The organism is Paraburkholderia solitsugae, from assembly GCF_013177695.1.
Taxonomy (GTDB): Bacteria; Pseudomonadota; Gammaproteobacteria; order Burkholderiales; family Burkholderiaceae; genus Paraburkholderia; species Paraburkholderia solitsugae.
Genome location: NZ_WOEY01000138.1, coordinates 23,624 through 48,702 on the forward strand (window position 1 = coordinate 23,624; position 25,079 = coordinate 48,702).

At 61.5% G+C, this 25,079-nt stretch carries 21 protein-coding genes; 14 read left to right on the plus strand and 7 right to left on the minus strand.

Annotated features, from left to right (window positions below; all coding sequences use genetic code 11):
• Positions 1-26 precede the first annotated feature (26 nt).
• Positions 27-1,109 carry a porin gene (locus tag GNZ12_RS36045; RefSeq protein WP_235993991.1) on the plus strand — a complete coding sequence of 361 codons (1,083 nt, stop codon included), beginning with the start codon at positions 27-29 and terminating at the stop codon, positions 1,107-1,109.
• Between the two features lie 48 nt (positions 1,110-1,157).
• On the opposite strand, the gene GNZ12_RS36050 is transcribed toward GNZ12_RS36045, so the two are convergent.
• Positions 1,158-1,850, minus strand: a complete 693-nt coding sequence (locus tag GNZ12_RS36050) for a Crp/Fnr family transcriptional regulator (protein WP_235993992.1) — start codon at positions 1,848-1,850, stop codon at positions 1,158-1,160.
• Positions 1,851-2,159: 309 nt separating this feature from the next.
• On the opposite strand from GNZ12_RS36050, the gene GNZ12_RS36055 reads away from it, so the two are divergent.
• The 6 genes from GNZ12_RS36055 to GNZ12_RS36080 all read left to right on the plus strand — a co-directional run bounded on the left by GNZ12_RS36055 (position 2,160) and on the right by GNZ12_RS36080 (position 8,735).
• Entirely contained in the window at positions 2,160-3,803 is a 1,644-nt protein-coding gene (locus tag GNZ12_RS36055) for a fatty acid--CoA ligase (RefSeq protein WP_172316742.1), read from the plus strand.
• Positions 3,804-3,833: 30 nt separating this feature from the next.
• Positions 3,834-4,298 (plus strand): MaoC family dehydratase, encoded by a 465-nt coding sequence (locus GNZ12_RS36060; protein WP_172316743.1) that lies wholly within the window; start codon positions 3,834-3,836, stop codon positions 4,296-4,298.
• A 47-nt stretch (positions 4,299-4,345) separates the two neighbouring features.
• A complete protein-coding gene (locus tag GNZ12_RS36065) occupies positions 4,346-6,064 on the plus strand; it encodes an alpha/beta fold hydrolase (RefSeq protein ID WP_172316744.1) in 1,719 nt (572 codons plus the stop codon).
• A 61-nt stretch (positions 6,065-6,125) separates the two neighbouring features.
• The gene (locus GNZ12_RS36070) at positions 6,126-6,548 is read left to right on the plus strand and encodes a phasin family protein (RefSeq protein WP_172316745.1); all 423 of its coding nucleotides are present in this window, start codon (positions 6,126-6,128) and stop codon (positions 6,546-6,548) included.
• A gap of 97 nt (positions 6,549-6,645) precedes the next feature.
• Complete coding sequence (gene phaZ, locus GNZ12_RS36075) at positions 6,646-7,449, plus strand: poly(3-hydroxyalkanoate) depolymerase (protein WP_235993993.1); 804 nt, start codon at positions 6,646-6,648, stop codon at positions 7,447-7,449.
• Between the two features lie 104 nt (positions 7,450-7,553).
• Complete coding sequence (locus GNZ12_RS36080) at positions 7,554-8,735, plus strand: DUF445 domain-containing protein (RefSeq protein ID WP_235993994.1); 1,182 nt, start codon at positions 7,554-7,556, stop codon at positions 8,733-8,735.
• Between the two features lie 29 nt (positions 8,736-8,764).
• On the opposite strand, the gene GNZ12_RS36085 is transcribed toward GNZ12_RS36080, so the two are convergent.
• A complete protein-coding gene (locus tag GNZ12_RS36085) occupies positions 8,765-11,533 on the minus strand; it encodes a LuxR C-terminal-related transcriptional regulator (RefSeq protein WP_172316749.1) in 2,769 nt (922 codons plus the stop codon).
• A 393-nt stretch (positions 11,534-11,926) separates the two neighbouring features.
• On the opposite strand from GNZ12_RS36085, the gene GNZ12_RS36090 reads away from it, so the two are divergent.
• From GNZ12_RS36090 to GNZ12_RS36105, 4 genes are all read left to right on the plus strand, one after another.
• Positions 11,927-12,676, plus strand: a complete 750-nt coding sequence (locus GNZ12_RS36090) for an electron transfer flavoprotein subunit beta/FixA family protein (RefSeq protein ID WP_172316751.1) — start codon at positions 11,927-11,929, stop codon at positions 12,674-12,676.
• 15 nt (positions 12,677-12,691) lie between these two features.
• A complete protein-coding gene (locus tag GNZ12_RS36095) occupies positions 12,692-13,639 on the plus strand; it encodes an electron transfer flavoprotein subunit alpha/FixB family protein (protein ID WP_172316753.1) in 948 nt (315 codons plus the stop codon).
• A 14-nt stretch (positions 13,640-13,653) separates the two neighbouring features.
• A complete protein-coding gene (locus GNZ12_RS36100; RefSeq protein ID WP_172316755.1) occupies positions 13,654-15,444 on the plus strand; it encodes an acyl-CoA dehydrogenase in 1,791 nt (596 codons plus the stop codon).
• Between the two features lie 68 nt (positions 15,445-15,512).
• Positions 15,513-16,271, plus strand: coding sequence for an OmpW/AlkL family protein (locus tag GNZ12_RS36105; protein ID WP_216673494.1), 759 nt, complete (start codon positions 15,513-15,515; stop codon positions 16,269-16,271).
• Positions 16,272-16,380: 109 nt separating this feature from the next.
• On the opposite strand, the gene GNZ12_RS36110 is transcribed toward GNZ12_RS36105, so the two are convergent.
• From GNZ12_RS36110 to GNZ12_RS36125, 4 genes are all read right to left on the minus strand, one after another.
• The gene (locus GNZ12_RS36110; protein WP_172316757.1) at positions 16,381-17,373 is read right to left on the minus strand and encodes a sugar-binding protein; all 993 of its coding nucleotides are present in this window, start codon (positions 17,371-17,373) and stop codon (positions 16,381-16,383) included.
• Between the two features lie 223 nt (positions 17,374-17,596).
• Positions 17,597-18,592: an ABC transporter permease gene (locus GNZ12_RS36115; RefSeq protein ID WP_172316759.1), complete on the minus strand. Its 996-nt coding sequence runs from the start codon at positions 18,590-18,592 to the stop codon at positions 17,597-17,599.
• Between the two features lie 56 nt (positions 18,593-18,648).
• A complete protein-coding gene (locus GNZ12_RS36120) occupies positions 18,649-19,389 on the minus strand; it encodes an ATP-binding cassette domain-containing protein (RefSeq protein ID WP_172316761.1) in 741 nt (246 codons plus the stop codon).
• Positions 19,390-19,533: 144 nt separating this feature from the next.
• Positions 19,534-20,781 (minus strand): NADH:flavin oxidoreductase/NADH oxidase family protein, encoded by a 1,248-nt coding sequence (locus GNZ12_RS36125; RefSeq protein ID WP_172316763.1) that lies wholly within the window; start codon positions 20,779-20,781, stop codon positions 19,534-19,536.
• Between the two features lie 68 nt (positions 20,782-20,849).
• Here GNZ12_RS36125 and GNZ12_RS36130 point away from each other — a divergent pair, with 68 nt between their 5' ends.
• Positions 20,850-21,323 (plus strand): MerR family transcriptional regulator, encoded by a 474-nt coding sequence (locus GNZ12_RS36130; RefSeq protein ID WP_172316765.1) that lies wholly within the window; start codon positions 20,850-20,852, stop codon positions 21,321-21,323.
• Positions 21,324-21,725: 402 nt separating this feature from the next.
• A complete protein-coding gene (locus GNZ12_RS36135) occupies positions 21,726-22,625 on the plus strand; it encodes a LysR family transcriptional regulator (RefSeq protein WP_172316767.1) in 900 nt (299 codons plus the stop codon).
• Positions 22,626-22,805: 180 nt separating this feature from the next.
• Here GNZ12_RS36135 and GNZ12_RS36140 read toward each other — a convergent pair whose 3' ends face one another.
• Positions 22,806-23,480, minus strand: coding sequence for a peroxiredoxin-like family protein (locus GNZ12_RS36140; protein ID WP_172316769.1), 675 nt, complete (start codon positions 23,478-23,480; stop codon positions 22,806-22,808).
• Positions 23,481-23,935: 455 nt separating this feature from the next.
• Here GNZ12_RS36140 and GNZ12_RS36145 point away from each other — a divergent pair, with 455 nt between their 5' ends.
• Positions 23,936-24,535, plus strand: a complete 600-nt coding sequence (locus GNZ12_RS36145) for a 2'-5' RNA ligase family protein (protein WP_172316771.1) — start codon at positions 23,936-23,938, stop codon at positions 24,533-24,535.
• Positions 24,536-25,079: the final 544 nt, after the last annotated feature.

Sequence of the window (25,079 nt, forward strand, 5' to 3'; positions counted from 1 at the left end):
ACAAGGCCGGCCTGTTGGCGGCCATCATGTCTACTGCGACGCTGTACTCCGTCTCGGCGGCCGCGCAGTCGTCGGTCACGCTTTTCGGCGTCGTCGATCAAGGAATTCGCTACACGACTCATGCGGATCCGCAAGGCGATTCTCGTGTGCAGCTCGCCAACGGCGCAAACGAGAGTCTTTGGGGATTCAAGGGAGCGGAAGACATTGGTGGCGGAACGAAGGTCGTATTCCAGCTGGAGAATCGCTTTTTCCCGAACACCGGGGCGACCGACCCTGCCTATCCGTTCTTCAATACGGCTTTTGTTGGCCTGCAGTCGAGCAGTTACGGAAAGCTGACCATGGGCCGTCAGATCAACCCGCTTACCGACGCTGTTGTGGGCGCCTTCGTGACCAATGCATGGCTGCCGACCTTCTACCAGTTTCGGCCAGAAGTCATGATGGCTCAGGGCGTGTGGACCAGCAACATGGTCAAGTACGCGGCGCGATGGCAATCCCTCACGGCTGAGGTGTCGTATGCGTTTGGTGGCAATGCAGGCGCATTTGGTTCGGGAAGTCAGATTGGGGCATCGATTCTCTATTTGCCTGGCGCACCCTTGCGTCTGGCTGCCGCATACCTGGACTCGCGCGACGCCGTGAACGGTTCCGCGCACTTCAAATCCTGGACTGCTGGCGGGTCGTACTCGCTCGGCGATACGACAGTCAATGCCGGCTGGGCCGTGAACAGGCAGGATGCCGGGTTTGTCGGCAATTTCCCTAACGGTCCATTCACCCCGCCGGAGTTGTCCGCGCTGAAATTCAATACATTCAGTTCCCGGCAAATGTTTTTTGGCGGGGTGACGCAACTGATAGGGAATGCGACTCACCTTTCTGCGAATGTATGGCGCACGATTCAGACCGGGAAGACGCAAACGGCCGACGGCAACGCGACGCAATTCCAACTGCTCGCGGACTATAACTGGTCCAAACGCACGGATACCTATCTGGAAGCCGACTACTCGCTGTACCGCGGCGGAATGGTGGGCGCCCAGTTCCAGGGGATCAACGCCCTGAGTTCGGCATACGGCACGAACCAGCTAGGCATCATGGCCGGTATACGGCATACGTTCTAGTCTGCCTGCGGGATGACGAACGGCTCGAGCGCGTGCCGGCGGGAGCGATCACGGATAGTCCTGAAAGGACGAGAGGATGTCCTTCGAACATATTTCGATTCGACCATACCGGAGAGCGATCGCTCCTTTTTCGGCCATTGCCTTCAGCTCCAGCGACAGCGTCTGGCGCGTGATGCCCAGCATCATGGCCAGTGTGTCCTGGGAGATGCTGACGTCCTGGCGACTCTGCGGCCACGCTGTCACGTCGCCCGACGCGAGCAGCAGCAGGCGCCGGGCAATGCGCGCGCGCGTCGAGTGGAGGGTGGCATCTTCGATCAGGCGATAGAGCCAATTCATGTGGATGGACTGCAACTCGGCGATAGCCCGGAGGAACGCTTGACTCTGCATCAGTCCGTCAAAGGCGGGTGTTCTGACCACGAAGACGCTCGATCGCTCGATGGCTACGACATCGCGCGGCCGTGGCTGACCACCGGTCATGGAGGTCTGTCCAAACCAGTTGCCGGCTTCGATGACGGCCAGGATCGCCTCCTTGCCGTCTTCGCGAAGCGTGCAGGCTTTTAGTCTGCCGCTCTTAAGACCATAGAAGCCGATCGGCGTATCGCCGCGGCGGAACAGATATTCGCCGGGGTGCATCGTCACCAATTCGCTTCGCTGGATAAGTGCCTCCTGCTCGAGCGCAGGCAAGGAGCAGAACCACTGGTTTGTCCGCATTTCTTCGGACGTGTCGGTCATGAATGCCATTTTGAAGCTGTCAATGTACACATCTGCTGAAAACGCGACGGATGATCGCAAGTTTGTGCGGCTTCCGTCGCGTCCATATCAGACCGCGTGGCCGGAGGGCTCCACCCCATTATCGGGCTCGGGTCTCTGATCGAGACGCTCAGTTCAGACTGTATCCCCCGACTGTATCCACAGCATTCCCCCATTCGGGGGGTACTTCCCGAGTCCAGACACTCGGATCATTGTCCCAACGCGATGCCACAGCTGGCCGAGAAAGATAAATAGATCAGCATCCGCTTTAAATCCATTTTGGAACTGAAGGAGATACAGATGCAGGACGAAGTCATGACGTCAGGATCCGCCGCCTACGCCTATCCGTTGCTGATCAAGCAACTATTGCTCACACCGTTCGTTCAGTCGCAGGACGAGGAGATCGTCTACCGGGACCAGTTCCGGATGACCTATGCCACGTTGCGCGAGCGTATCGCGCGGCTCGCCAACGGGTTGAGCCAACTTGGCGTGCGGCACGGCAGCACCGTCGGGGTGATGGACTGGGACAGCCACCGCTATCTCGAGAGCTATTTCGCCGTCCCGATGATGGGCGCTGTCTTGCAGACGGTGAACGTGCGTCTGTCTCCGGCAGAGATCGCCTACACGATCAATCATGCCGGCGCTGAAGTCCTGCTGGTTCACACGGATTTTCTGCCGGTCGTCGAAGCGATCAAGGACAAACTGGAAACCGTGCGAACTTTCATCTGGATCGATGAGCCAGGCAGCGAAGTTTCTGCACACAGCATTCCCTTCGCGACGGAATACGAGGCGATGCTGGCGGCGAGCAGCACGAGCTATGTGTTCCCCGATTTCGACGAGAACACGCGTGCAACGACTTTCTACACCACCGGCACAACCGGTCTTCCCAAGGGCGTCTACTTCACGCATCGGCAACTGGTTCTGCACACCATCACCCTGATGGCGGCACTGGCGAGCCCCGTCTCGGGACAGCGTTTCCATCGCGGCGACGTGTATATGCCGCTCACCCCGATGTTTCACGTCCACGCATGGGGCATGCCGTATATCGCCACGGTGATGGGTGTGAAGCAGGTCTATCCCGGACGCTACTTACCGGACCGGCTCGCACGGCTCGTGCGCGATGAAGGCGTCACGTTCTCGCATTGTGTCGGCACGATCCTGCACATGCTGCTCTCGTGCGAGGAGGGGAAGACGACGGACATGAGCAAGTGGAAGGTCATCATCGGCGGCGGCGCGTTGCCGCAAGGCCTCGCGAAGGCGGCGCTAGACCGGGGCATCGATGTGTTCGTCGGTTACGGGATGTCGGAAACCTGCCCCGTGCTCAGTCTCGCGCAACTGCCGCCCGGGGCCGAAAAGCTCGACGCCGACGAGCAGCTCAGCCTGCGCTGCAAGACCGGCCGGCCGGTTCCGCTGGTTGATCTGCGTGTCGTCGACGACAACATGGATGAACTCGCCCACGACGGCAAAGCCACCGGCGAGATCGTCGCGCGGGCACCGTGGCTCACGCAAGGCTATCTGAAGAACCCCGAGGCTTCCGAGCAGCTGTGGGCCGGTGGCTATCTCCATACGCAAGACATTGCCAGTATCGACCCGACGGGCAACGTACAAATCACCGACCGTCTCAAGGACGTGATCAAGTCCGGCGGGGAGTGGGTTTCATCACTCGAAGTAGAAAACCTGATCTCGCGCTACGAGGGTGTGTCCGAAGTGGCCGTTATCGGCATCAAGGACGAGAAGTGGGGGGAGCGGCCGGTGGCGCTGGTCGTGCTCAAGGAGGGGGTGGCAGTCACGGAGGACGACATCAAACAGCACGTCCTGTCGTTCAGCACATCCGGAAAGATATCGAAGTACGCGGTGCCGCAGACTGTGAAGTTCGTCGATGCGATCGCAAAGACGAGTGTCGGCAAGACCAACAAGAAGTGGCTGCGCGAGCAGTTCGCCTGATGGGTAAGCAAATTTCCGGGAGTGCAAGCGATGAGTACTGAGAACTACAGCATTGTCACCATCGGCGACTTCGTGGGGCGCGAGCTGGGCGTGTCGAATTGGGTGGTGGTCGATCAGGCGCGTATCAATGCGTTCGCCGAGTGTACGGGCGATAAACAATGGATTCACGTCGACGAGGAGCGGGCGAAACGTGAGAGTCCGTTCGGCGGCACGATCGCACACGGCTATTTGACCCTGTCGTTGTTGGGGGGCCTCGCGATCGAGATCGGCATCGTTCCGAAGGACGCTTCTGCGGGTCTCAACTACGGTCTGGACAAGGTGCGTTTCATGACGCCGGTCAAGGCAGGTGCGCGTGTGCGTAGCCGTATGACGCTCGTGTCGGCGGAGAGCAAGGGCGGTGGCCGCATCCTGATCAAGATCATGAACGAGCTGCAGATCGATGGCGAGGACAAGCCCGCACTGATTGCAGAAACCCTCGCGATGCTGGTCGCGTGACCCATGACGTTTGGCGAAGCGGAAGACATTCCTGAAGGAGCAGCAAAATGGCGGTAACCACTGAAAGCCCGCAGCAAAACGCGCAACAAAGTGACAAGGCTGATGATCTCGCGGCGTCGGCTGCGGAGGGAATGCTGGGTCCGAATCCCTTTGTCGGTCTGCGGCCGTGCGACATCGTCGCCACCGCGCAGCAAATCGGCGTTCAGGCATGGCGGCAACCGGGTTTGGTCCTGGAGCAGGAAGTGGCTTTCGCTCGCGAGCTTTTAGCGCTTTTCTCGGGTAGCGCGGAATCCACGCCGCCAAAGGGCGACAAACGCTTCGCCGACGCCACATGGCAGAACAATTCGCTGTATCGCTTAACGTTGCAAGGCTACCTCGCGTGGCGCAATGCGCTTGCGGGTTTCGTTGACCGCTCCGCGCTGGATCCCACTAACAAGGAGCGTGCACGGTTCGTGATGTCGCTCATTACGGACGCGGCGTCTCCGACGAACACGCTGCTGGGCAATCCTGCCGCGCTCAAGAAGGTCATTGATACGGGTGGCGCCAGTCTGGTGGATGGCTGCAACAACGTCGTGATGGATCTGCTCAAGAATCGCGGCATGCCCGCGCAAGTCAACAAGACGGCTTTCGAGGTGGGCAAGAACCTCGGTACATCCACAGGCGCGGTCGTGTTTCGCAACGAAGTGCTGGAACTGATCCAGTACGCGCCGACGACGCAGCAGGTCTACAGCCGGCCGCAACTGATCGTGCCGCCGCAGATCAACAAGTTCTACATCTTCGATCTCTCCGAGGGCAAGAGCATCGTCGACTATCTGGTCAAGAACGAGCTCCAGGTGTTTGTCGTCAGCTGGCGCAATCCGACCGCGGCGCAAAGCCATTGGGATCTGGACACGTACGTCCGCGCACTTGTGGAAGCCATTGCGGCGGTGCGCGAGATCACCGGGTGCGACGACGTCAACCTGCATGGCGCCTGCTCCGGTGCGATGACCATTTCGGCCTTGCTGGGACATCTCGCAAGCAAGGGTGAAAAGACGGTCAATGCCACCACGCTGATGGTCGCCGTACTCGACAATATCGCCGACTCGCAACTCGGTCTCTTTGCGACGCCGGAGGCGATTGCGGCGGCCAAGCAGCACAGCATCTCACGCGGGGTGCTGGCGGGCGAGGAAATGGGACGCGTCTTCGCCTGGATGAGACCCAACGATCTGGTGTGGAACTACTGGGTCAACAATTACTTGCTGGGCAACGCACCGCCTGCTTTTGACGTCCTTTACTGGAACAACGATACGACCCGGCTCCCGGCGAAGCTGCATGGCCAGTTGCTCGACATTTTCACGCAGAATCTGTTCAGCAAGCCTGGCGCGCTGACTGTGCTGGGCACGCCGATTGACCTGTTCCAGGTCAAGTGTGACAAGTATGTGGTGGCAGGTATGACGGATCACATTACGCCGTGGAAGGGTGTGTACAACACCGCTACGACGTTTGGCGGGAATACCCGTTTCGTCTTGAGTTCAAGCGGTCATATTCAGAGCCTGATCAACCCGCCCGGCAATCCGAAGGCGAAGTTCTACCTCAACGCCGAGTTGCCGGCCAACGCCGATGCGTGGCTTGCCGGCGCACAGGCTGAAACGGATTCGTGGTGGGCCAACTGGAGAGACTGGCTGGTCGCCCGTTCCGGCGACAAGCGTGCAGCGCCGGCGGCGCTCGGCAGCGAACAGCACCCGGCCGGTGTGAAAGCACCCGGGACCTATGTTTCGGAAGCCTAAGCGGCATCGTCGCCGAATAGCAAAACCGATTTTTTTTTGCAACTACTTTAACGGAGTCATCATGGCAGCAACCCAACCCAGCAATATCTTTGGTGAATATACGAAGCTCATCACGCAGTTCAAGCTGCCGGGCGTCGACGTAGCCGCAATCCTCGAGTCGCGCCGCAAGGACATTGAAGCGCTCGCCGAGGCGAATATGACTGCACTCGCCGGTGTACAGCAACTCGGTCAGAAGCAGATGGATATCGCGCGTTCGTCGATGACTGAACTGCAATCGCTCGTGACCCGCTTGAGGACCCCCGGCAGCGAATCTGCTGCGGCAACGGGAGAAGGCGTTCAAAAGGCACTGCAAAAAGCCTTCGTGGACATGCAGGAACTCGCGGATGCCGCGTACCGGGCTCAAACCGACAGTATCGCTGTCGTCACGAAGCGTTTTGCGGAGCATGTCGAGGAACTGAAAGCGCTCGTGCAGCCCAAGAAGTAACGGGCGGGTGCGAGCCGCCATCATAACGAAACGAAGCGTCCAACCTGGGGCCAACCGGATGACCGACTTACAAACAAGCGCGGAGTCTATCGACGCCATGCAAATTCAGATGATCGATCTGGACGGCCAGTTGCTGCGTGTCGCAGTCCGGCCCGGTAGCGACGCTTCGCCCCCGCTGCTCTTATTCAATGGCATCGGAGCGAATCTTGAACTCGTTGAGCCGTTCGTTACAGCACTAGATGACGTAACAGTCGTCATCTTCGACGTCCCCGGCGTTGGCGGTTCGCCCGCTCCCTTGATCCCGTATCGGTTCTCGACGCTTGCCGTCCTGGCCGACAAGCTGCTGACGCGGCTCGGTTACGTCGACCCGGTCGACGTGCTCGGCGTATCGTGGGGTGGGGCGCTGGCCCAGCAGTTCGCACACCTTTACCCCGAGCGTTGCCGCAGGCTGATTCTCGCGGCCACGTCGCCTGGGGTAATCATGGTGCCTGCCCGGCTGTCGGTACTTTCAAAACTGATCGGGCCGCGACGCTATACCGACCCGGCCTACCTGCGGAAAATCGGAGCCGAGATATACGGGGGCGCCTACCGTCACGATCCCGCGTTGCTCGAGGAACACAGCCGACATATCGAGCCGCCGCGCGGCCGTGGCTATCTTTATCAGTTGCTGGCCGCATCGGGTTGGACCAGCTTGCCGTGGCTAGGCGGCCTTCGGCAAACGACGCTCATCATGCATGGCAACGACGACCCGATTGTGCCGCTCACGAATGCAAAGATTCTCGCGGCAAGGATTCGACATGCGACCCTGCATGTGATAGATGACGGCCATCTATTTCTGATCACCCGGGCAAAAGAAGTCGCTCCGGTGGTGAAGCGGTTCCTGCGGCAGGAGGCGCGTTGAGTTTCGTGACGCAGAGGAGCGGAAATTTACAGCGTGCGGCGCTCGACCCAACCGGGGACAGGAAGCTCGCCCGGTTGAAGCGCATGCGCACGACGGCGACCTGTTTGCTCGCGGCGATGATCGTGCTGCTGCTCGTCTGCGTGGCCTGGCAGGCGCAGCATCCGTGGCTCGCATGGCCACGGGCTTTTGCCGAGGCGGGTACAGTCGGTGCGATCGCGGACTGGTATGCCGTCGTCGCATTGTTCCGGTACCCGTGCGGGATCCCGATTCCGCACACGGCCATCATTCCGAAGAACCAGCAGCGCATCGCCGAGAGTCTGGGCAGCTTCGTCGAGGAAAACTTCCTGACCCCCGAACTTATCATCGGGCGACTGAGTGGTTTCAACGCGGCCCAAGCGCTGGCGGGATGGCTCGCAGTACCTGAAAACAGCGCGGTGGTCGCGGATGTGGTGGCCGGCTCGCTTCCCCGATTGCTCGAAGACATCGACGAGAGGGACGTCGAGCATCTCTTCGACCGACTGGTGATGCCGCGCTTGCGCACGCTCGAGGTATCACGCCTCGCGGGCCAGGTCCTGACCATCCTTACCGAAGGCAACCGTCATCAGCCCCTGCTGGATCGCGGACTGAGCGCCGTGGAAACGTGGTTGAGCACCAACGTGAGCCTGATCAAGGCGAAGTTCAGCGAGGCGTCGAAATTCACGATGGCGTCGCTGGACGCCTACATCGTCAACAAGTTTGTCGAAGGCATCGTCGCGCTCATCCACGAGGTCGCGGCGAACCCGGAGCACGAGCTTCGAAGCCGGTTCGACGTGGCGGTCGACGATCTGTCCCACAACCTGCGGACCTCAGCGGTTTATCGCCGGTTTGGCCGACTGTTGCTGCGCGACTGCATTCGGCATCTTGAAGAGGGGGGCTATTACCGTGTCATGCTCGATCACGTCCGTGCGACCGTGCTTGCTGATCTCGCAGGCAAGGACTCTGTCGTGCGCGACATGCTGACCGGGACATTCGTATCTATCGGTAAAGGCGTGGCAAGTGAGTCTTCCATTCAGCACAAGTTGAACGCGTGGTGGCTTGATATTGCCGGCCTGCTCGTGCTGCGCCATCGCCATCAGCTGTCGGCGCTGATAACTGACGTCGTGAAAGGCTGGGACGCGAAGGAGGTGAGCCACAAGATCGAGGCCGAGATCGGTCGCGACCTGCAATACATCCGAATCAACGGCACGTTTGTCGGTGGCGCGGTGGGCGTCCTGATCCACGCATGTGTATTGCTTGTTTTGCGGTAAGCCAGGTACCACCCGCGTATCGGGCGCTGCTAGCTATGCTTGACCAATCCGAGCGCCTGTGCGCGCGAGACGGCTTGGGCGCGTTTGTCGACTTCCAGCTTCGTAAAAATACTCTTGACGTGGGATTTGACCGTCTCAGGTGTGATCCCGAGCGTGCGCGCAATTTCCTTGTTTGACTGTCCCTGTGCGATCAACTCGACGATGCCGCGCTCACGCGAGCTGAGGCGGTCACGCTCGCCTTCTGGCTGGGGTTGGCTGTTGGGTTCGTACTGTGCTCGCCAGCTATTCAGCAGACGGTCTAGCCAGGTCACGATTTCCTGCGCTTTGGCGGTAGTAGTGGTGCGGGCGCTGTCGCGCGCCAGCTTCAATAGCGGACCGATCTCCGGCCCATGATCGATAATGGACTGGCAAATCCCAGCAGGCGCCGCGACCGTCGCAACCTGGTGGAATATGTCGAGCGCCCGGTCGCGCTCGCCCGCGTTCAGCCACGCCAGCGCGAGGAGGGATCGCAGTCGCAGTGCGAGATAGGTTCCATGGAGGTGTTCGAGACGCTCCAGCGCACCGTTCAATATCGTGACCGCCTCCTGGGTCTGCTGCCGTCGTATCGCCAGGTACGCGGCCCCAAGGTCCCGGTAGTTTTCGATCTCCGGCGAGACCGGAACGGACGACCCGGCGTTGGCGGTAGCCAACTGACGTAGTTGTGCCACGCACGCGGCTGCTTCGGCAAGCCTGCCTTCCGCGAGATTGAGCCGGGTTCTTTCCGAGAGCCCGGCAGCGACCAGCCGGTTCCATCGACGTGCCTGACCCAGTTCCTGTCCTCTGTCGAGCAAGACATACGCGTGCGCAAAATTGCCGCGCGCCACGGCGATTCGAATGAGTATGCGATAGCCAATCAGCACGCTGTCGAGAAATACCGCAAGGTCAATAACCGGCATGAGTTCGACGAGCAGCGCTTCGGCTTCGTCCAGCCGGCCCTGTTCATAATGCAATTGCGCGAGCATCGGCGCGCACAACGCCGCCGCTATCGACTGCGGACCCGAATACTCCTCGGCAAGCGCCATCGCTTCGTTGAAACGGCGCTCCGCGAGCGGACAGCGCAGCTGCTGCATTTCCACATGACCGAGCAGGCAAAGCCGGTAGACCGAGGAAAATACGCTGCGTTGATCTTCCGCGATCGAGTCGGGAATCCACGGCGTGGCGTGCAGCGCGTCGAGATTGCCCGCTTTCCAGTGGCAGAAACGGGCTACGTTGGAGACCACGTTGGTGGTCCACGAATCGCGCGATGGCCGGTCCAGATAGTCTTGCGTGAGCGCGAGCGCCCGTTGCGGGTCATCCTGTAAGGCTGCAAGTGTCGCGCGAAGCGCGACGCACTCCGAGCGGACGTGGTCCGCGTCGATACCCTTGCGCGCGGCATCGTGTTCGATCGAATCCAGCATCGTGACCGCGTCATCGAAGCGCAAGGCGAGTACCGTGCCCCAGGCGATCGCAAGCGTGACCGTGATCTGTGCGCGCATCAGGTCGGCCGGGAATTGACGTTGCCAGCCGACCAGCGTGAGCAGATCGCCGCCTTTGAGGAGGGCCATGGCGCAGTGTTCCATGAGGCGAATGGCCTCGTCGGTCGCGCCGGCCGCAATCGCGTGCCTGACTGCGTCGGTCCACTGGTGCTGCGCCGCATACCATTGCCACGCGCGGCGATGCAGTTCGGTGATCTCGTCGTGATGCGGTGCCTCCAGCCGACGCTGCAGATACTCGGCCATGAGCGGGTGATAGCGGAACCAGTGCCCTTCCAGGTCCAGCGGCTCCAGCAGCAACTGGCGCGCGACAATGGCGTCCAGCATCGCCTGGCTCGGCGCGAGGCCGGTAAGCGCCTCACACAGCGGTGCGCTCAGACGATCGAGTATCGCCGTACGCAACATGAACTCGAGCATCCCGGTTGGTAAGGACTGCAGTATGTCTTCGAGGTAGTCTGCCAGCGGCCTCGACGCGCCGCTCGGCGCGCTTGGCCGCCAGCCTTGGGGGCGATCCTTCCGGGACAGCACCGAGGAGGAGATGCGCAGCGCCGCCGCCCAGCCTTCGGTGGTGGCGAAGAGTGACTTCACGTCGATGGTGCCGTGCTTGTCCGGGCATTCGTGCTCGACGAAGCGGCGCGTCTCGTCGAAGTTGAATCTCAAGGTCGATGCGTCGATTTCCAGCAGATCGTTGTGGGCGCGCAGCTTGGCCGTAGGAAAAGGGGGATCCGTTCGCGTGCAGAGCACCACGTGGACCTGCGAGGGCACATTGGCGATGAACAGCGACATCGCTTCGTGAATCGGCGTCTCGCTGATCAGGTGATAGTCGTCGATGAAAAGGTAGACCTCGTCGTCGACATCGATCAGCTCGTTGATCAGCGTCGTCGCCAGCGAATTCGCCGGCACAAACGACGCTTCGGCGGTCAAGCCGATCACTGAAGTGCCGACGTTACCGCAGGCTTGCCGCAATGCGTGCGCGAGATGATTGAAGAAGCGGGCGGGCTCGTTATCTTCGGCGTCGAGCGATAGCCAGGCCACCCGCGCACTGCTCGTGCCGAGCAACTTGAGCCAGGTGAGCGCGAGCGACGTCTTGCCAAATCCAGCCGGAGCCTTGATCACCGTCAGGCGCTTCGTTTCCGTCTGCGCAGCAAGCGAGGCAAGGCGCGGGCGATCGATCAGGCCGGCGGGCAGGCGTGGCGGAAAAACCTTCGTTGCGAGGACGAGAGGTGGCCTGTTCGGGGGCGGCGGTTTTGTCGCGTTTATTGCTTTCGTCGCTTCTGTCACGTGCATCAGCTGCTCCAGGCGTTCGGGTTGACCCTGGCTACCACCCCCCATCCATCCCATCGTGCTCCCCTTTACGGGGGATTCTGCGCGGTGCTGCGCTCGGACACTATGGATTCCAGCGAGCAGACGCGCAGTTCCGCAACGGGACAACGGAGCAACCGGCCGGTCATGGGTGATTGCCCTTCGGCGGGCTGTGCCTGAACGGGTGTCTTGCTCAGGAAATGATACGCCCAACCACCCTAAGGGAGGAGACATGTCTAGCGCATCGAATCGTATTGCGGCGCACAAACCCGGGCCGGCGGCACGTATCCACGACGAACACAACGACACCTCGAACGATCGGTTCACATGGCCGGCGTGACGGAGTACCCGGAGTCCTTTATCGAAACGGAGTAGGCAATGAAAGTACTGGTTCCTGTCAAACGCGTCGTCGACGCGAATGTGAGAGTCCGCGTGAAAGCCGACGGCAGCGCCGTCGACATCGCGAATGTGAAGCTGTCGATGAACCCGTTCGACGAAATCAGCGTGGAAGAGGCCGTGCGTTTGAAGGAAGCCGGCGTGGCCTCAGAGGTGGTGGTCGTGTCCTGTGGGGTGCAGGCTTGCCAGGAAACGTTGCGCACGGCGATGGCGACAGGTGCTGACCGCGGCATCCTCGTCGAGACCGACGTCGAGTTGCAGCCGCTCGCCGTGGCGAAGCTGCTCAAGGCACTGGTGGACAAGGAGCAGCCGCAACTCGTGATGCTCGGCAAGCAGGCCATCGATGACGACGCGAACCAGGTCGGCCAGATGCTCGCGGCGCTGCTCGGCTGGCCGCAGGCGACCTTCGCATCGAAGGTGAGCGTCGAAGCAGGCAAGGCGATCGTGACACGCGAGATCGACGGTGGACTCGAGACGATCGAGGTCGATCTGCCGGCCGTTGTGACTACCGATCTCCGGCTCAACACACCGCGCTATGCGACGCTGCCCAACATCATGAAGGCGAAGAAGAAGCCGCTCGACGTGGTGGCACCCGCTGCCCTCGGCGTCGACATCGCGCCGCGCCTGTCGACGCTGAACCTTGCCGAACCGGCGAAACGCGCGGCGGGCATGCGCGTCGCCGACGCCGCGGATCTCGTGGCCAAGCTCAAGAACGTCGCACGCGTCATCTGACCGGAAGAGGGAACCATGTCCATACTCGTTATTGCAGAACACGACAATCAGACGCTGAAGGCGGCGACATTGAACACCGTCAGCGCCGCTGCGCGCCTTGGCGACGACATTCATGTTCTCGTCGCCGGATCACAATGCGCGGCCGTAGCCGAACAGGCTGCACGCATCGCCGGCGTGAAGCGCGTGCGGGTCGCCGATGCGCCGCACTATGCCCATCCGCTGGCCGAGAACCTGGCCGCGATGATCGCAACGGTCGCGCCCGACTACAGCCACGTACTGGCGCCCGCTACCACCACCGCCAAGAACGCGATGCCGCGCGTGGCCGCGCTGCTCGACGTCGCGCAGATCTCCGACATCGTTGCCGTTGAGTCCGCCGATAGTTTCGTGCGCCCCATCTACGCGGGCAACGTGCTGGCAACGGTACGAAGCGCGGACCGCATCAAGGTCATCACAGTACGCACGACAGCCTTTGCCGCAGCGCCCGCCGAGGGCGGCACGGCGGCGATTGAATCGATCGCACCGGCCGCCGAGGTCCCGGGCTCTCGTTTCGTGAGCCAGCAACTGACCCGCTCCGAGCGTCCTGAGCTGACATCGGCGCGGCGGGTGATCTCGGGCGGCCGAGGCATGGGCTCCGGCGAAAACTTCGCCTTGCTGGAAGACATCGCCAACAAGCTAGGCGCAGCGGTCGGTGCGTCGCGCGCTGCCGTGGATGCCGGCTTCGTGCCGAACGACTATCAGGTGGGCCAGACCGGCAAGGTCATCGCGCCACAACTTTATATCGCGGTCGGCATCTCCGGCGCGATCCAGCATCTGGCCGGCATGAAGGATTCGAAGGTGATCGTCGCGATCAACAAGGACGAGGAGGCACCGATCTTTCAAGTTGCCGATTACTGGATCGTCGGCGATCTCTTCAAGGTATTGCCAGAGTTGTCCGCCGAACTGGACAAGCTGCAACAAAACTGATTCCGGAGACCATGATGAGCACCTATATTGCACCGCTGCGCGACATGCGCTTCGTGATGACGGAACTGGCCGGTCTCGGCGAGTTGTCCTCGCTGCCAGGCTTCGATGAGGTGAGCCCCGAACTCGCCGAGGCCGTGCTCGAGGAGGCGGCGAAGCTCGCGACCGAAGTGCTGGCACCGCTCAACAAGTCCGGCGACGAGCAGGGCGCGCGCCTGACGAAGGACGGCGTCGTCGCAGCGGACGGTTTCGCGACAGCCTACCGGCAGTTTGCTGCAGGCGGCTGGAGCGGCCTCTCCGGCGACCCGGAGTTCGGCGGGCAGGGGCTGCCCGAATTGCTGCATGCGGCGACCGTCGAGATGTGGAACTCGTCCAACATGGCGTTCGCACTGTGTCCGCTGTTGACAGCGGGCGCCACGGAGTCGCTGAGGCAGCACGGCTCGGAAGAGCTCAAGGGACGCTATTTGCCGAAGCTCGTCAGCGGCGAGTGGACGGGCACCATGAACCTGACCGAGCCGCAAGCGGGCTCGGATCTCGCCGCCGTGCGCACGAAGGCAGTGCCGGAAGGCGACCAGTATCGCCTCTACGGCCAGAAGATCTTTATCACGTGGGGCGATCACGATATGACGGACAACGTCATTCATCTCGTCCTCGCACGCACGCCGGATGCACCCGAGGGCGTGCGCGGCATCTCGCTCTTTGTCGTGCCCAAGTTTCTGCTGAATGCCGATGGCTCTCCCGGGCAACGCAACGACGTGCATTGCGCGTCCCTCGAACACAAGCTCGGCATTCACGCGAGTCCGACCTGCGTGATGAGCTTCGGCGATCAGGGCGGGGCGATCGGTTATCTGGTGGGGCAGGAGAACAAAGGCCTCGCCCATATGTTCACGATGATGAACGAGGCACGCCAGAAGGTGGGTATCCAGGGGCTCGCGATCGCGGAACGCGCTTATCAGCAAGCCCGCGAATACGCGAAGGAACGTGTCCAGGGTCGGCTTGCAGCCAGTAAATCTGCCGGTGCGGTTTCCATCATCCATCACCCGGATGTGCGGCGCATGTTGATGACGATGAAGTCCCAGGTCGAAGCGATGCGTGCTTTCGCCTACGTAATGGCCGCGGACATGGACCGCGCGCACCGTGACCCCGATGCCGCTGAGCGCGCGCGTCGCCAGGTGCGTGTCGATCTTCTGATCCCCGTGTTGAAGGCATGGTGTACGGAGTTGGGCGTCGAGATTGCGTCGATGGGGGTGCAGGTGCACGGCGGGATGGGCTACATCGAAGAGACGGGCGCATGCCAGTTCCTGCGCGATGCGCGAATCGCGCCGATCTACGAAGGCACGACAGGCATCCAGGCTGCCGACCTCGCAGGACGCAAGCTCGCGTCGGATCAGGGCGCGGGGATGGCTGACCTTGTTACGGAGATGCGTCAGACCGCGCTGGAACTGGAGCGCAGCACGGATACGCAAGTGGCGTCCATTGGCACGGCGCTGGTGGCCGGTGTACAGGCGCTCGACGATGCCACCGCCTGGGTGCTGCACGCTTTGGCGACTCAGCCCGACGTCGCGCTTGCCAGTTCCGTCGACTATCTGATGCTCACCGGCTATGTATGCGGCGGGTGGCAGATGGGGCGCGCAGCGCTTGCTGCGGCAAGAAAAAGCGCCGCGAATGAAGACCCGGACTTCCATCGCACCAAGCTCGCCACCGCGCGTTTTTACGCCGACAAGGTCTTGCCCAAAGCGAATGCGCTTCTGAAGGCGATCCGCAGCGGCGCATCGAGTGGATCGAGCCTGCCAATCGAGCAATTCTGAGCGGCAATGCAAGAAACAGCGTCGATGTGAAAACATTGATATGTAATGCGAAATAAATGGGAGGAGACATGATTAAAAGACTTGCATGCCTTGCGTTAATACCGGGCGCGATTTGTTCCAGTGCGATGGGCCAGAGCGCCGGCAGTCTCGTTACCAGCGTGGGTGGAGTTTGGCTCGACTTTGGCCCGTCTTCCACAACATCGTTGCAGAGCAGTTCGGCTTTGGGCACATTCACGTCAATGGGCACGGGTGGTCAGATACATAACACGTTCACCCTGGAGCTCTCGAACACCTATTTCGTCACGGACAATATTGCTCTTGACCTGGCGGCGGGCATACCACCCAAGCTCAAGCTCTATGCGCAGGGCAACGCCACACCCTTCGGTGCCGGCGGGCCTTCGCTCAATCTGGGGAATCTGGCGCCGCTCGCCACCACCCGGTCGTGGTCACCCATTCTGTTCCTGAAGTATTTCTTCTTCGACGCGCAGGCGAAGCTGCGCCCGTTCGTCGGTGTAGGCGCGAACTATACCTGGTTCTCGCATACCAATCTCAATTCAACATTCAGTGGCGCGTTGCAAGAGATTGCAGGGCCGGGCGGACAGGTCAAGGCAACGCTCAGTCCGTCATGGAATCCCGCGTTCGTCGCGGGCGCGTCCTACAACATCAGCAAGAACTGGTACGCGACTGCGTCGGTGACCTATCTGTCTCTCAAGACAAATGCGACGGTCAGTTCCGTGGCCGCCAACGGTCAGACGGTGTTGTCCAACAAGACGCATATCACGGCGGATCCGGTGATCGTCTTTCTCGGACTTGGATACCGGTTCTAGCGAACGGATGCGTTGGTTGCGGCCGCCCTGCGAAGAAAGCCGCGTGACGGGGCCGAGTCAGGGCTGCCTCGGCTCCCGCATCCATCTTTGCAACGGATCCTACCGGCCTTCAATGTTTGAGGCAGGTGTCGGCGTTCTTCCAGGTGCAGGTGTCAAGGCCGGTGTGGATGACCGGCTTCACCGTCTTTCCTTCCGCGAGGTCGCGCATGACCATCGCTGCCCGATAGCCCATTTCTTCCGGCCGCTGGCCGACGAGGACATTGACCTTGTGATCCTTGAGGGCTTGCAGTTCCGGACCGAGCGTATCGGCCGAGACGATGACGAACTTGCCGCTGTTGATCTTATCCATGATCGGAGCTACGACCTGCGAATAGGCCTGCGGAGCAAAGAGCGGCCAGCCGCCTTCAAGTACGAAGGCATCGAGACCGGTGGCGTTGGCGGTCAGCGTGTCCTGCATCATCTGGTTCGCCTTGGCGGCGTCGTCGTTCACGTAGAGCGGGCAGGCGCTGATCTCATTCCAACCGTTTTCGCCGGCGAGCTTCGCGATGCCCTTCTTGCCGGAGAGTATGTCGCGCGTGCCCTGGGCGCGCTGGTTGATATTCTCGGCAGCGGGATTGCCCATGACGAGGCAGATATTGCCGCCCTTCGGCATCAGCAGCTTCAACTGCTCGCCGAGCTTGACGCCCAGTTCGTAATTGTCGGTACCGACGTAGGTCTTGCGCAACGACGCATCCTTCGGCAACAAATCGGCATCCGCGGTGATGACCGGGATCGTCACATTGCGGCGGCGCAACGCTTCGGCCACGGCTGGGGCGTTCGCGGGCGAGATTGCCATACTCGCCACGCCCTTGGTCAGAAGGTCGTCGATGATCTGTACTTCGGCGCTTTCGTCCGCGGCCGTCGCGGGGCCGGTGTAGTAGCAGGTGTAGCCTTCCTTATGAAGTTCCTTGTTCGCCCGCTCGCATCCCTGATGCATGAGGTCGAAGTAGGGGTTGTCGAGACCCTTTACCACCAGCGCCAGGGTCTTATCGGCTGCGAAGGCGGGGGAGGCCAACATGGCGAGCCCTCCGATCGCGGCAAGACACATCAAAGCTTTCTTCATTGTTCCCTCCATTCTCATGCAAAGCTATCGGCGCCGGGTCGACGGTGCCCATGTCTGCTCGCATACAATTCATAATAGTTCCAAGGAAAGCCCGTGTTCGAGCTTTAACCTTCCTGCGGAACCTTGTCATTTTGTGAACATGTGCGTCCGGCGGTTCCGCATCTCGTCCGGCCGCGCCTCCCCAAGCACCGGCCGCGTCGCGACCGCTGCACCCGCAGACATTTCAATCTCCTTGCCGCTCGCCGCCGAGCCGGTTGAAGAGCATGGCGACGATGATGAAGGCACCGACAACCGTCCCCTGCCAGAACGAGTCGACGCCGAGCAGGATCAGGCTGTTGCGAATGACTTCGATGAGCGCGGCGCCGACCACAGTCCCGAACGCGCTGCCGACGCCGCCCACGAGATTGGTGCCGCCGATCACGGTCGCGGCGATCACGCGTAATTCGTCGCCGGTGCCAAGGCCCGTCGTCACCGCGCCAAGCCAGCCGACTTCGAGGATCGCCGCGACACCCGCCATGAGGCCGGCCAGTACATAGACGGAGCAGATGATGCGGCGCACCGGAACGCCGGTGAGATTCGCCGCATGTCGGTTGCCACCGACCGCGAAGACGTAGCGGCCCCAGCGCGTCCAGGTAAAGGCGAACCAGAACAGCACGGCGAGGACCACGAGGAACCACACCGGATTGGCGAGGCCGAAGGTCTTGCCGCCGCCGAGCGTAAGGAGCTTGCTACCGTCTGGACCGAAATCGAAAATTGTCCGGCTGCCGGAGAACACCAGCGCGAGGCTACGGCCGACGCTCAGCATGCCGAGCGTCACGACGAAAGGCTGCATGTCGAGATAGGCGATGAGCAGACCGTTCACGAGGCCGACGAGCCCGGCGGTCAGGAGCCCCATGCCGATGCCGGCCCAGATCGGGTAGCCGGCGTTCATGACCACTGAAAGAACGATACCGCTCAAGCCGATCGTCGAGCCGACCGAAATATCAATGCCGCCCGTGACGATCACGGCCATCATGCCGAGCGCGACGATTGCGACGAAGGCGAAGTTGCGTGTGACGTTGAAAAGGTTCTGCTGCGTGGCAAAAGTCGAGGTCACGATCGAGAGCACGAGGCAGGCAACGACAGTCGCGAGCACCACCCAGAACACCTGGCTCGCGAAAAGCCCGGTCCAGCGGGTATGAGTCTTCGCGGATTGCGGATCATCAAGCAATGCCGACATTGGGGTGGGCCTTTCCGGCAGATCGTCCAATTTTGCGGCTCCCGTGTGAGGCAGGATCAGGCGACGGCGATGGCCCCGGTGATCAGGCCGGTCACTTCTTCCGGAGAAGACGCTTCGGTCTTCTTGTCCGCGACCTTGCGCCCACGCCGCATGACGACCACGCGGTGGGCGACGGCGAAAACGTCAGGCATGCGGTGGCTGATGAGAATGACTGCGATGCCATGTTCGGACAGGCGTTGGATGAGGTCGAGTACCTCCGCCACCTGCCGGACGCTGATCGATGCCGTCGGCTCGTCCATGATGACGAGCCGCGCCTCGGAGAGCCGCGTGCGAGCGATTGCCACGGCCTGTCGCTGACCTCCCGACATTTGTCGGACGAGATCACGGGGACGCGTCTCGGATTTCAGTTCTTTGAAGAGCTCGCCGGCGCGCCGATACATGGTCGCGTGATCGAGAATGCGGATGGGCCCGAAACCGAGCCGGGGCTCGCGGCCGAGGAAGACATTGGCGGCCGCCGTGAGGTTGTTGCAGAGCGCGAGGTCCTGATAGACGACTTCGATCCCCTGAGCGCGGGCGTCAAGCGGTCTGCTGAAATGCACCTGCTTACCGTCAATAAGGATTTCGCCGTGCGAGGGGGGAAAGTTGCCGGCGATGACCTTCACCAGCGTCGATTTCCCAGCCCCGTTGTCGCCCATGAGCCCGACCACCTGGCCTGGCTCCAGACTGAAGGTCATGTCGGTCAGGGCGTGAATGGCGCCGAAGTGCCTGGAAACGTTTCTGAGCTCCAGAAGACTCATGGATTGTCGCGCTCGCTCCAGTGGAGCCGCCCATTTCTTCGGCCGGGCGACCGGTAGGGATGCCCTGGTTAGCTTTTTTTTATAGCACAACAGCGCCTTTTGGCAAGCCTCCTTCGGTTTGCAGGATGTCCGGCATGCTGTCGGTTAAGGCCGATCCCCGGCTGTGGAGCCGTTCCACTGACGGTAACGCCGCGTCAATTTGCGCGTGCGGATCTGGTCGATCACGAGACTGTAGACCGGCGAGTAACAGCGCCGCGGGTGCCCGCCTGCGGTGATCGCGCGCAAGCGGCGCTTGACGAGCGCCATGGTCGCGAATCCGGCAGCTGCCTTGTCCTGCCATCGGACCTGGGCGATCGATGCGTCGACAGCCTGACCGTCGCGCCAGCGATTCGGCAGGTCCGGTACGGACGCCAGCGCACTCGCCATGCCGACGACGGCGACGCCTTCGTCCAGCACTGTCTGAGCGATCGACTGCCGGCGAATGCCGCCCGTCGTCATCACCGGCATCGCCGCGATGGCGGCAATGTCGCGCGCGAATGTCAGGAAATAAGCCTCGCGCGCAAGCGTGCGGCCGTCCGCAGTGTGGCCCTGCATCGCCGGGCTCTCGTAGCTTCCGCCGGACAGTTCGACGAGATCGACCGCCTGGTCGTTGAGCCACAGCACGATTTGCCGGGCTTCGTACTCGGAGAACCCCCCGCGCTGGAAGTCGGCGGAATTGATCTTGACCGCGACGCCGAACCCGGCGCCGACCCGCGCGCGCACCGCGCGCACGACGGATAACAGTAGTCTTGCCCGGTTTTCCAGCGAGCCGCCCCATTCGTCGTTGCGCCGATTGGTCAGCGGCGACAGGAACTGCGATATCAGGTAGCCGTGCGCGGCATGTATCTCGACACCGTCGAACCCGGCCGCTTCGGCAGCCACGGCTGTGTCGGCGAAGCGTTCGATGACTTCGTGGATCTCGGCCGCGGTCATCGCCTGCGGCTCGGCAAACAGTTTGCTATGCCGGCCCAGATCGAGCGGCACCGCGGACGGCGCCCATGCATGCCGCCTCAACGCCGCGAGCACCTGGCGTCCCGGATGATTGATCTGCATCCATATCCGGGCGCCATGCTGGCGCGCGGTGGCCGCCCACCGTTTGAACGGTTCGAGAGGCGTATTGCGGTCCAGCACGACGCCGCCCGGGCCGGTAAGCGCTCTCGCATCGATCATCACGTTCCCGGTGATCAGCAATCCCGCTCCGCCGGCTCCCCAGGCGGCATAGAGACGCCAGAGCGCCTGACCGGGCAATTGCCCGGCATCGGCGAGGTTTTCCTCCATCGCGGCCTTCGCGATGCGGTTGGGCAGGGTGCTGCCGTTGGGCAGCGTCAGCGGTGTGAACAGCGATGTCGTCATCGGGAGAACTCTTCGGTGTGGTCGATAGGCCTATACTAAGTTTCAAGTCGACTTTAAGGTCAAGCGCGATGAAGATCGGGGAACTGGCGGCGCGTACCGGGATGACGGCATCCGCGATCCGCTTTTACGAACAGAGCGGACTGCTGCCGCCGGCGGGCCGCGGGCCGAACGGCTACCGGATCTACGACGCCGCGGCGGCGGAGCGGCTAGGGCAGATTCAACTGGCGCAGCGGCTCGGCTTCTCGCTGGACGAGATGCGCGCCGCGGTCGAGGACATGAAGGGCTTCTCGAAGGAGGGGCTGCTCGAGCGGATCGACCAACGCTTGCGCGAGATCGATGAACTCCGCGCGAAGCTGGATGGGCAGCGAGCGGAGCTGCACACAATACGCGACGCGCTTCAGGCCGAATGGACGGCAGGGCGGTGCTTCAAGGTCGATCAATTTGAAGCGTCGGCGCCTGCTGCCGCCAAACACCGTCGCACGGAGCGAAAGGTTGCGTCGCATGACTTTGGCGCGTATAAAGCGCCGAAAGGCAGCTTTTGATATCTGGCGCCGTCCCGCCATGCCGCCATTCACCTTCTGCCTTCGCGATCTCCGCGAAGACGCGCCGCGCCTGTTCGACATAACGCTTACCTTCTTCTGTCTGTGCACGCGAACGCGAAGCACAGAAGCAGGGCATCACCGTGCGCGTCGCGAAACTGCCGGTGAGCAATGTGTTGCGCACTTAAGCCAGGGGGGAGATGCAAGGCTTCATGACAGTACGCGTGTCCGTCGTCTCATCGAAGGATCTGGGGGCCTGTACACTGGCACCATTCTGGCCAGCGGAGGATTCACGGCTGAAAGCAGCACGAGTGAGGTTGCACCTCCTCGTGCACGCAGGCTGGCTCGAGTGTGCCTCGCCGTGCGACACACGAACCACAACGATTCGTTCGAGGAGGGAAGGCATTGGACCGACTGACAGCGATGGAAACGTTTGTATGCGTGGTTGAGTCGGGTTCTTTCTCGGCTGCAGCCCGGTTGCTCGATGTCGGGCAGCCAGCCGTTTCAAAGTCGATTGCGCAACTCGAAGAACGGCTCGGGGTTCGATTGCTGCTCCGGTCTACCCGCGGGCTGACGCCGACCGAGGCAGGTCAGGCGTTTTACGAACGCGCAAAACGGACGATCGAAGAAGCGGACGAAGCAGAGTTGGCGGCACGAGGATCGGCGGGTGCTCTTTCGGGCCGCCTCAGGGTTTCAGCGGCCGTGACTTTTGCGCGGCTTCATATCGTCCCGCGACTGCCGTCATTTCTCGCTCGACATCCTGATCTCAACATCGATATTGTCCTCGATGATGAAAACATTGACTTGCTGGAACGCGGCATCGATGTAGCGATACGAATGGGTGTGCTGGGCGACTCCGCCATGACGGCGCGCAGGCTCGCCCATGGCAGGCGTTGTGTTGTCGGCTCGCCAGCATGGTTCGCGATAGCCGGCGAACCGCGCGTGCCTGCCGATCTCGTTTCGCATCAGGCGATTGTGTACGAGCAAAGCGGCGGCGGAAGCGCATGGTCGTTCAAACGGGGCAATACGGAGACGTCTATTGCGGTCGCGGGGCGAATCCGCGTGAACGCGGCGGAGGGCGTGCGCGCAGCGGTGCTTGCCGGAATGGGTGTCGCGATCGCGTCCGAGTGGATGTTCGCGCCAGAAATTGCGAACGGCACGGTAAAACAGGTGCTCACTGAATGGGAATTGCCCGGTATTGACCTGTGGGCAGTGTTTCCGAGTGGGCGCATGGTTACTGCAAAAGCGCGTGCTTTTGTCGCCTGGGTCGAGGAGATATTCGGCGCGTCGGATTCGATGGTCTGACTTTGACCTGTAATGAACGCAGCCTCTTCGAACAGCAGGAATGCGATGGCTGCAGTGATTTCGTCTGGCTTGCCGAAGCGTTTCATTGGGACGGCAGCGAGGTAGCGCGGCTCGCCTCTATCGGTCACCCTCATGCGTTCGCTCCCGACTCCGACGTGCCGGGAGCGAAGCCGATCCGGCTTAAAGAGCCGGGGTGACCTTGCGGCGGAGAACCGGCAACATGTCCTGCGGTTCAGGCCGATGGGTGTAATCCGGATTCACTTCGGAGTACAGGATAGTGCCGTCTTGTCCGATCACGTAACGCGCTGGCATCGGCAGAGTCCAGCTGTCGTCGCCGTTGAACGCTGGCAGGTCGTTCTTGAGCTTCCTGTACAGATCAACGAGATAGTCGGGCAGGGCAAAGCGGATGCCGAACGCCGCTGCCACATCGTTGTGCGTGTCGCTGAGGATCGGGAAGCTCAGCTTGTTAGTGCGAACCGACTTGCGGCTATTGACGGCATTCTGCGGTGAGATGGCGACAAGACTGGCACCTTCGGCCTTGAACGACGGCAACGCTTCCTCAAGCGCCAGCAGTTCAAGGTTGCAATACGGGCACCACACACCACGATAGAAGCTGATGACGAGCGGCCCGTGCTTCAGCAGTTCGACAGACGACACGGGTTTTCCCTCCGGGTCGTTGAGGGTAAATTCCGGTGCCACGTCGCCCGCTTTGAGCGCGCGTTCAGCCTGACCAGACGCCACGAGCTCGGCCGTAGCGCGCTCCATGACTGGATGGATTTCCGGTGGCGCAAAGTACGGCGCCTTTCCACCTTTGAAATCCGCTTTGAATGCGTCGAGCTTCGTTTGAAGTGACATGACAATCTCCTTTCTCGGACAGGTGACGTGTTGAAGTTGCACTGCGTTGGACGGATAGTCCGCCAATGCAAACAGGTGGAGAAGACAGGTCGACCTCATAACAGTCATTCCCGTAAGGCATGAAGGCCGGCGGCTCGAAGTGGGCTGTGGGGGGCGGATGGCGAGGCGTGTGGATTGGATTAGCTTTGGTGCCTATGCCTCTGCGCACGAAGGATTGCCGCGACGAACTCGCGGAGCGCACTGGAATCGGTCGGGACTTTTCAGCTTCAGGCGGTCCCATTTGCAGCCAATACTGTATGCATGTACAGTATTGTATGTTTTTGGGCGGTGAGCGAATGCAAACGCTTCTGACGCCCGCGTCCTCGCTCGACGCATCCACGCTTTCCAGAGGCGTGGCACGCGCACTATTGAACGGAGATTCATCCCTATGCCGGCTTCACCCCATCAGGAACGACATGCCTGAACAACTCTGGTTGCCCGGTCTCGAGGCGCCGCCAACGCCGACTGACGGGCTCTTTTTCGCGGTCTTTCCCGATACGAATACGGCGGCCAGCATCGCGAAGCTCGCGCAGCAGCTTTGCGGGGAGACGCGCTCGAAGAGCAAGCCGCTCGCGGCCAACCGTTTGCATGTCACGTTGCTGCATCTTGGGAATTTCGCCGGTGGCTTGCCGCAGGCACGTGTTGATGCGGCGATGCGCGCGGCCACATCGATCAGCATGAAGCCTTTTACCGTCGAGTTTGAGAATGTGATGAGCTTCGCGTCGAAGCCGCGCCCAGGGCCGCTGGTGTTGGGAGGCGGCGAGGGCGCCGTCGGGCTTCATGCGCTTCACGACACGCTGGGATTGGCATTGCAGGACGAAGGTTTTGGCGATCGCGCGGTTATGCCAGGCGTGCCATACATCCCGCACGTCACACTCGCTTATGGCATGCCCTGGATGGCCACCCGTCCCATCGAGTCTGTCTGCTGGAACGTGCGCGAGTTCGCGTTGATGCACAGCTTGCTCGGGCGTACCCGGCATATCGCGCTGGCCCGATGGCCTTTGGTTGGCCCTTAGTTGGCACGCAGTGATGCCACGGAGCGCGGATCGGGCGGGGATGCTGCCAATGTGCTGACGCGCTGGCGCCTAGAACCGCATGCCAGTCGAACAACTGCCGGCAAAACCACCGCCGCTTCCGCCTGCGCCACCGCAAAATACGCCGCAGCCGGACAGCGCGATCGACATCGTCACAGCTGCGAACGTTGCACGGAGACAGGTTTTGAAAGTGCGCTGCCCAGCGCGCGCAGGGAATGCAGCGCGTCTGGGACTGTTGCTCCTGGCACAAGCGGAACCTGAGTTGTCAAAGCGGTGGTCGATCATTCCGGATTGCATCACGTAATTGGGCTCGGTAAGCGATGAGTGAGGGAACGAGCGGCGTCGTCCGTTGAAAGATTTTTGTTAGCTTTTGCCTGCGGAAAGCGGTGCGGTCGCGAACCCCTCAGCCTAGCCCTTGCCATGCGTCCCTCAAATACGCAAAATCTGAAAACCAGGGGGATCCGTCGGTCAGACAACCCGAATCGCCTTGCGCTCCCTGATAGAATGGTTGGGCCGCAACGTAGTG

Coding starts and splice junctions, on each gene's coding strand:
- GNZ12_RS36085 (WP_172316749.1), bottom strand. CDS start 11,533: ATGCACGTGACAGAAGCGACGAAAGCAATAAACGCGACAAAACCGCCG.
- GNZ12_RS36060 (WP_172316743.1), top strand. CDS start 3,834: ATGAGTACTGAGAACTACAGCATTGTCACCATCGGCGACTTCGTGGGG.
- phaZ (WP_235993993.1), top strand. CDS start 6,646: ATGCAAATTCAGATGATCGATCTGGACGGCCAGTTGCTGCGTGTCGCA.
- GNZ12_RS36100 (WP_172316755.1), top strand. CDS start 13,654: ATGAGCACCTATATTGCACCGCTGCGCGACATGCGCTTCGTGATGACG.
- GNZ12_RS36070 (WP_172316745.1), top strand. CDS start 6,126: ATGGCAGCAACCCAACCCAGCAATATCTTTGGTGAATATACGAAGCTC.
- GNZ12_RS36105 (WP_216673494.1), top strand. CDS start 15,513: ATGATTAAAAGACTTGCATGCCTTGCGTTAATACCGGGCGCGATTTGT.
- GNZ12_RS36090 (WP_172316751.1), top strand. CDS start 11,927: ATGAAAGTACTGGTTCCTGTCAAACGCGTCGTCGACGCGAATGTGAGA.
- GNZ12_RS36115 (WP_172316759.1), bottom strand. CDS start 18,592: ATGTCGGCATTGCTTGATGATCCGCAATCCGCGAAGACTCATACCCGC.
- GNZ12_RS36120 (WP_172316761.1), bottom strand. CDS start 19,389: ATGAGTCTTCTGGAGCTCAGAAACGTTTCCAGGCACTTCGGCGCCATT.
- GNZ12_RS36055 (WP_172316742.1), top strand. CDS start 2,160: ATGCAGGACGAAGTCATGACGTCAGGATCCGCCGCCTACGCCTATCCG.
- GNZ12_RS36130 (WP_172316765.1), top strand. CDS start 20,850: ATGAAGATCGGGGAACTGGCGGCGCGTACCGGGATGACGGCATCCGCG.
- GNZ12_RS36065 (WP_172316744.1), top strand. CDS start 4,346: ATGGCGGTAACCACTGAAAGCCCGCAGCAAAACGCGCAACAAAGTGAC.
- GNZ12_RS36045 (WP_235993991.1), top strand. CDS start 27: ATGTCTACTGCGACGCTGTACTCCGTCTCGGCGGCCGCGCAGTCGTCG.
- GNZ12_RS36050 (WP_235993992.1), bottom strand. CDS start 1,850: ATGGCATTCATGACCGACACGTCCGAAGAAATGCGGACAAACCAGTGG.
- GNZ12_RS36110 (WP_172316757.1), bottom strand. CDS start 17,373: ATGAAGAAAGCTTTGATGTGTCTTGCCGCGATCGGAGGGCTCGCCATG.
- GNZ12_RS36125 (WP_172316763.1), bottom strand. CDS start 20,781: ATGACGACATCGCTGTTCACACCGCTGACGCTGCCCAACGGCAGCACC.
- GNZ12_RS36145 (WP_172316771.1), top strand. CDS start 23,936: ATGCCTGAACAACTCTGGTTGCCCGGTCTCGAGGCGCCGCCAACGCCG.
- GNZ12_RS36140 (WP_172316769.1), bottom strand. CDS start 23,480: ATGTCACTTCAAACGAAGCTCGACGCATTCAAAGCGGATTTCAAAGGT.
- GNZ12_RS36095 (WP_172316753.1), top strand. CDS start 12,692: ATGTCCATACTCGTTATTGCAGAACACGACAATCAGACGCTGAAGGCG.